Origin of the sequence: Paenibacillus sp. Aloe-11, assembly GCF_000245715.1 — a bacterium.
In the GTDB taxonomy this organism is placed as follows: Bacteria; Bacillota; Bacilli; order Paenibacillales; family Paenibacillaceae; genus Paenibacillus; species Paenibacillus kribbensis.
Window position 1 is genome coordinate 95,659 of sequence record NZ_JH601067.1, and the last position, 7,025, is coordinate 102,683.

The 7,025-nt window shown below is 47.6% G+C and carries 6 protein-coding genes; 1 reads left to right on the forward strand and 5 read right to left on the reverse strand.

All coding sequences use genetic code 11. From position 1 onward, the window contains the following. On the forward strand, positions 1-887 hold an 887-nt coding region (cls, locus tag WG8_RS28970; RefSeq protein ID WP_007432394.1), incomplete at its 5' end, for a cardiolipin synthase. Positions 888-1,209: 322 nt separating this feature from the next. On the opposite strand, the gene WG8_RS21615 is transcribed toward cls, so the two are convergent. From WG8_RS21615 to WG8_RS28975, 5 genes are all read right to left on the reverse strand, one after another. After that, on the reverse strand, positions 1,210-2,250 hold the full coding sequence (locus WG8_RS21615; protein ID WP_043891322.1) for an NAD(P)-dependent alcohol dehydrogenase: 1,041 nt from the start codon (positions 2,248-2,250) through the stop codon (positions 1,210-1,212). A 157-nt stretch (positions 2,251-2,407) separates the two neighbouring features. Continuing rightward, positions 2,408-4,162 (reverse strand): hypothetical protein, encoded by a 1,755-nt coding sequence (locus WG8_RS21620; protein WP_007432396.1) that lies wholly within the window; start codon positions 4,160-4,162, stop codon positions 2,408-2,410. Between the two features lie 262 nt (positions 4,163-4,424). Beyond that, a complete protein-coding gene (locus WG8_RS21625; protein WP_007432397.1) occupies positions 4,425-5,531 on the reverse strand; it encodes a Gfo/Idh/MocA family protein in 1,107 nt (368 codons plus the stop codon). 123 nt (positions 5,532-5,654) lie between these two features. After that, positions 5,655-6,383, reverse strand: a complete 729-nt coding sequence (locus tag WG8_RS21630; protein WP_007432398.1) for a ThuA domain-containing protein — start codon at positions 6,381-6,383, stop codon at positions 5,655-5,657. 36 nt (positions 6,384-6,419) lie between these two features. Next, positions 6,420-7,025 (reverse strand): Gfo/Idh/MocA family oxidoreductase (locus WG8_RS28975; RefSeq protein ID WP_007432399.1); only part of this gene is annotated, 606 nt, incomplete at its 5' end.

Consider the following 7,025-nt stretch of genomic DNA (forward strand, 5'->3'; position numbering starts at 1 on the left):
TCGGCAGCCGCCGATTGGGAAAGGCCTATTTGAAACGACTTCGGGATGCCGGTGTAGAAACGGGATGTTTTTTTCCTCTGTTCACGACCTTCTTCGATAAGCGGCTCAATTACCGCAATCACCGCAAAATTGTTGTTGTTGACGGGAAAATCGGTTTTTTCGGAGGTTTGAATATAGGGGATGAATACGAGGGCAAGGATCCGAAATTCGGTTACTGGCGGGATACGCACTTCAGCATTAAAGGGGATGCCGTGCTATGGATTCAATATACGTTTTTAACAGATTGGTATCTGGTCAAAGAACAAAGCATAACTGATTTCGTATATTATCCCGTTCAGGAAAGTCAAGGGCAAGAATTTGTGCAAATTGTAAAAAGCGGTCCGGATGAGACGTTCCTGGAGCTTCTTTTCTCCTTCATCGTTTCTGCAAAGAAGCGAATCTATATTGAGACGCCTTATTTCGTTCCTGATTCCGCCATCTTATTAGCTCTAAAAACAGCTGTCATTAGAGGAATCGATGTTCGGGTCATTATACCGTCGTTTCCCGATAAAAAGATTGTTTACAACGCTTCTTTATCATATGTTCAGGATCTACTGCAGGCAGGAGTCCGATTTTATAGTTATCAAAAAGGTTTCATCCATGCCAAAGTGGTTATTTCCGATCAATTGGCGTGTTCCGGCAGCGCAAACATGGATATGCGCAGCTTTTGCGAGCAATTTGAACTCAATGCAGTCTTTTTTAACCGGAAAGTCGTTGATCATTTAGTACAAGATTTTTACCAGGATCTTAGCGCAAGTCATGAACTTTCACTGTCCGAATTTGAAAAGCGCTCCAGGATTCAAAAGATAAAAGAAGTTTTTGCCCGATTGCTCTCTCCGCTATTCTAGAGGCGAAAAGTAGTTATGTCTTCACTTTGCTGATCCGCTATTCCAATGCGTCTAGGTCTCTGTGCCCTCCGCAGGATCTTTGGGCGCAAATGCCCTACTTCTTCATATCAAGCTCTAGAGCCAATAGAGCATACTCGATCATTCTTGCCTTCCAGTCGATCTGCCTGGCGGCGAGCTGTGAGCTCCTCCGTTATGGCCTACCATGTCGACCACATATGTTCATCTTCAGGTAGCACCAAGGCAGGTCTCGAGCAGGCTTATGCACTTTCGCATAGGCCTACTCGATTGTTCAATATTTTATGTTTACAGCTCTTTTAATGGTTTATAAAGTGGCCATGTCAATCACGAACCGATAACGCACATCGTTGTGCAGCACACGGTCAAATGCTTCATTCACTTGATCGGCACGGATTACCTCTATTTTAGGAGCAATACCATGCTGAGCAGCAAAATCGAGCATCTCTTGTGTTTCTTGAATTCCACCAACATTTGAAGCAGTAATGCTGCGACGTCCTGCGTATAGGGAGAAAATATTGTACTGTTCTGGTTTGTTTGGCAGACCAACATTTACAAGTGATCCATCTACTTCAAGCAGGGATAAATATGCATCAACATCAATATTTGCAGACACTGTGTTTAGGATGATGTCAAAATGACCAGCCAATTCCTTGAATGTTGCGGGATCACTGGTAGTATAGAAATGATCTGCGTCAAAGCTCAAGGCTTCATTTTTTTTACTCGTACTTGTACTCAAGACAGTGACTTCAGCGCCTAAGGCATGAGCAAATTGAACGGCTAAATGACCGAGGCCTCCCATCCCCAGAATGGCAACCTTTTTACCAGGACCTGCGTTCCAGTGTTTTAATGGAGAGTAAGTGGTGATGCCGGCACATAATAACGGGCTTGCTACAGCCAGATCCAAGCTGTCTGGGATACGAACAACAAAATGTTCTTTTACAACAATCTTTTGGCTATATCCACCGTAAGTAAGATTTCCATCGTAGTCTGTTGAATTAAATACAATAACTACGCCTTTTGTACAAAATTGCTCTTCACCTCTTAGGCAGAATTTACATTCTCCGCAAGAGTTAACAAAGCAACCGACACCAACGCGATCCCCAACAGTGAATTTTGTAACTTCTGTTCCTATTGCTGTCACGATCCCTGCAATTTCATGACCTGGTACCATTGGATAAACCCCGTTGCCAAAATCATTGTGGGCAATGTGAATATCTGAGTGACAAATCCCGCAATACTTAATATCGATTAAAATGTCGTTAGGCCGTAATTCTCTCCGCTCAATAGTTGTCTTTTCGAAAGGTGCTTTTGCGCTTGGAACGCTTAGAACATGGGTTGTACACATAGGTCTCCTCTGCTCCTTTACCTTTGAAAATGAGACAGCTGGTTAAAGATAAACGCACATTGATCGATTTTCTCTTGTCCAACTATCTATATTTCATTATATTACCAGTTGTTAAATGAACTCAATTTGTGTATTTAACAACACAATGAGATTTGTCCTATATATCCTTAGCTATGATCGTAACGCCAGCCGAAAAAGTAGGTGCGTAGGTTGCATTCTCTACAACGCTCCCGATTATCTTAACAGATGCCGTTCTGCCGCCCGTGCAATTGACCAGCCTCTGCCCTCCGGTACCTTTGAACGTTACGCCCATCATAATAAGGTTAGTGTTGCTGTAGGTCATACCAGCGGTGCTTATATTATAAAGCACGATTGATGTATTCATTACCTCGCTATTTACAAGCTTTATGGTGTCGACGGGAGTAGTAGCTGTGATTAATCGGGGCACGTCGGCCTGCATGTGTATATTTTCCAAAATGATACTCTTTTGGATGGGTGGTGTTGCGTTCGGGTAGTAACTACGTGAGTAGTTGTCCTTGTCAAAGTGGATACTAACAGCAACAGGTCTATTTTTCTGTAGATAGATATTTCGCAAGTGGATATTTCTACAGCCTGCCGTGTAGGTAACATCGTCCTGTATCATTGCCCATTTAATATTACCGTCGAGAGTAACCGTTCCACTTGCGTGTGTAGGTGCCATCGTGGATGTGTACTTAGTGCCGTCGGGATTCGCGACAACTCGGTACAATCGCCCATTACTTACCACCGTGTCTGACTTCTGCAGCTCCATGCCGGAAAACCAGTCAACCCAAGCACCAGCGAGAACACGTAAGAAGTATCCAGTCGTAGATGCAGCGGCTAAATCGTAGCAGTTTTCTATTAAGCCATTCTCGATCCAACCAAGCTGTGGATTTCCTGTATCGTAGTCATGCCCGTTTAGCGCTATAGGATCATCGTACGTTTTAAATTTTCCATCACGGACCACAAAGCTACTGCCTCTACCAAAGTGTACCGCGTCCTTGCCGCCCTCTACTCGTATCTTGTCTATGATCACATCCTCAAAGGTACATATCTGTACGCAATAACTATAGGATAGGAGGTCGAGACATTCGAAGTTTTCGATTGTGAGATTTTTAACGTAGAAAAAAGAAATTTGACCTCTCAACCCGGTAATTAATTCTGAGCCCGCAGTGGATTCTTTACCGTTGCATATTAGCTTTAAACCTCTTATTACAATGTTTTTATTGTAACTACGAGTAAACGCCCCTTTATTGACGAGTACGTACCCGTTTGATGTGGTGCGCCTTAAAAAGACACCTGGACCAAAATCTAGAGTGACGTTGTCCCCGATCTTTATCGCTCTGTCGATATCGTAGAGGCCTTGCTGTTCTACCCTTATCGTGCCTCCCGCATCAACGGCCCTTTGTAGTGCAACCGCATTAGTTGCCGCGTCATTACTTGGCATAAATCCAAATTTAAGTGAGCTAGGTATAAATATAGGTTCTGTCGTAGTTGTGATGTCTACGGCGTAGACTTGGTAAGATGTTTTGCTTGTATCGGCAACTACAATTCTTACAAAGTAAACGTCATCATCGACCGTGTAATAATTAATATCAAACGCAGCTTGACGCAGCATCTGCTTCGCCGCGTTGTATAAGTTAATCCTATGCATAATTGTGTTATTTTCTAGCCTGAGTCTCTTCACCTTAGACACGTCGATGTATCCAGACTTATAACTATTCGTAACACTCGTCTCCATACCAGCGCTGGTCAGTCCACCCATTGCCCAATCGGAAGGTATCGGGATTGTAATTTCCTCAGCTACCTTAGTGGTAGTTTTACCTATTATCTCGCCTACTTTAGCGTCTGCTTTCCTGGCAATTGTTCGGGCCACTGTGTCTTTTATCGTCATTTTAATCCCCCCTACTCACTGAATGATAAGGACTTGCTGCGAAACCATCCGCCCCGGAGATTCAATTCCTAGTAAAATATTTCTTGTTGGCAATAAGATATGTATAAAAATAGAGAAAAGAACCTCTCGTTTTTTTGGAAATTAAGAGGTTCTTTAAAATAAACATTTATAGCGGGAGGTGAAAAATCCAAAAACCGACTTTTGGGGCAGCCCCTCAGTCTTATAAATGTAAGCTGCGGAGTCAGCATCAGGCTGACATTACTTAGGTATCCAACGTATACAAGGGCAGGTTTTCCGGCAAAGCCGCCGGGCGCTGACATGTGCTCTGCATCGGATAGAACGTCTGCTCATCGGAGGAATCATGGAACGCCCACATCGCCTCCAGCACATGGTAGGCCAGTTCACCACTGGCGCGGTGAGGCCGTCCGCTTCGGACAGCGTAGGCCATATCGGCAACGCCGATGCCCCGTGTGTTCTCCTGGTAGCCCGGCAGCAGCGGCATCTCTGTCCATTTCTGCTCACCCAGCAGCCTGTAGCGTACCGGCCCTCCGAACGTGTTCGGGTCAGGCACCTGCAGCGTGCCATGAGTACCATATACCTCGATGGGCGGCAAAGTGCTTCCACCAAAGATGTCAAAGCTGGTAATAAGCGTGCCGACAGCACCTTGCTCGAAGCGCAGCAATCCGGCTACATGGGTCGGAATGTCGACCTGGATGGTCTGTCCTCTCTTTTTCTCGCTCGTAATCGTACGCTGGTCCTTCGCCTTGCTTGTCATGCCGGAGATAGTGGCAATCGGACCAAGCAATTGCACCAGAGCCGTCAAATAATAGGGCCCCATATCAAACATTGGACCACCGCCAACAGCATAATAAAATTCAGGATCTGGATGCCAATGTTCATGTCCACGGCTCATCATGAAGGCCGTAGCAGCTACCGGATTGCCAATGACCCCGTCCTCAATCAGCTTCAATGACGTCTGTATCCCGGAGCCGAAGAAGGTCTCCGGTGCACAGCCGACAAGCAGTCCCTTGCGGCGGGCCAGCTCCAAGACAGCCTGGCCCTGCTTACGGGTGACCGCAAGCGGCTTCTCTACATAGACATGCTTGCCTGACTCAAGGGCTCTGAGGCATACGTCGGCGTGAACGGCCGGAATGGTCAGATTAATGATAAGTTCGATCTCCGGATCAGCCAAAATCTCATCTACCGAATATACGTTTGGAACGTTGTACGCCGCCGCTTGCTCCTCTGCCCGGATATGGTCCAGATCCGCTACTGCAGACAGCTCCAGAATGTCAAAGCGATGGCAATTTTCCATGTAAATCCCGCTGATTTTACCACAACCGATAATGCCCACTTTCATTTTGTTCATGCCTGGACTCCCTTCTCCTTCACAAAAAAATGGATAATGGCATTTTGCTGCTCTTCTGGACTCCATGGAGGATACAGGTCGCCAAAATTTCTTCCAGTGGCCTGCCGCTTCATCCTGTTCGCACTACCGCTGCTGGCTGTCTGCCATGCCCGTATAAGCCCCTGACAGGGAACTGCCCCGGGCTGCGGCCGCCTGTTTGCCTGCAGCAGCCCATAGGAACCCGCTGCGCATCATCTCGGTCACTTGAGGCATATCTATGATATCTGCGTGATGTCCCAGCGAATTGTAGAAGACGCGGCCGTTCCCCCAGCGCTTCGTCCATACAACAGGCATATCCACTTGCCCATTGGCCGAATGCGGTCCTGGTACAACCGGGAAGCGTGTGGTTGCCAGCACTTCAACTGCCGGGTCTACGTGAAGGTAGTACTGCTCGCTTTTGACCTGAAAATCCTGAATATGGTCCAGCAGCGGGCTGGAGCCGCGCTTCATGTTCACCATGTACTCCACCCCATCATTGCCGGGATGGGCAACCCATTGCCCGCCTGTCATGAATTGCCAGTCTACATTGTTCCGGAAGGCATCACACATGCCGCCATGGCAGCCTGTCAGGCCTACGCCGCTTTGAACCGCTTCCGAGACATTATTGACCAGTTCCTGCTCAATCTGTCCCATGGTCCACACTGGAACGATCAGGTCCAGGCCAAGCAGTTTCTCCGCATCCTGGTAGGCTTCAAGGGTATTAGACACCTCCACCTCGAACCGCTCTTCCTTCAGAATGCGTTCAAAAATGGCCGCCACCTGCTCTGGCTCATGTCCGTTCCATCCACCCCATACAATCAGTGCCTTGCTCATCTGAAATCCACTCACCTTTCGGAATGTAATGTTATGTTACATTTCTTCAATGGATACCCAGCGTCGTTCCTCTATGGATCGTTCCACTGCTTCAAGCACAGCCTGACAAGCAACCCCGTCGTGGAAGTTCGGTACAGGTTGCCGTCCTTCGGAGATGGCACTCAACATCTCAAGCATCTCATGTGTAAAGGTATGCTCGAAGCCGATCGTATGTCCTGCAGGCCACCAGGCTTCGGAGTACTTGTGTGCCGGATCGGTGGCGAGCACGCGGCGGAAGCCCTGCACGTCCTCCTCATCCTGTGTGAAATACACTTCCAGTTCGTTCATTCGTTCAAAGTCAAACCGCACACTGCCCAGACTCCCGTTGATCTCGAAAGAATTTGTACTCCGATGTCCGGCAGCAAACCGTGTGGCCTCGAAGCTGCCCAGCGTACCTCCGGCGAAGCGTGCCAGGAACAGCGTGGCATCATCTACCGTCACTTCTCCCATCGGTGCATTCGCCTCGGCGCTCCCCTTGGAGCTTAGTCCGCTCATTTCCACAGCCAGCGGTCGCTGTTTGATAAATGTCTCGCTCATGCCGATCACTTCATGGAACTCACCGACCAGGAACCGGGCGAGATCAATCAGATGGGCGCCAAGATC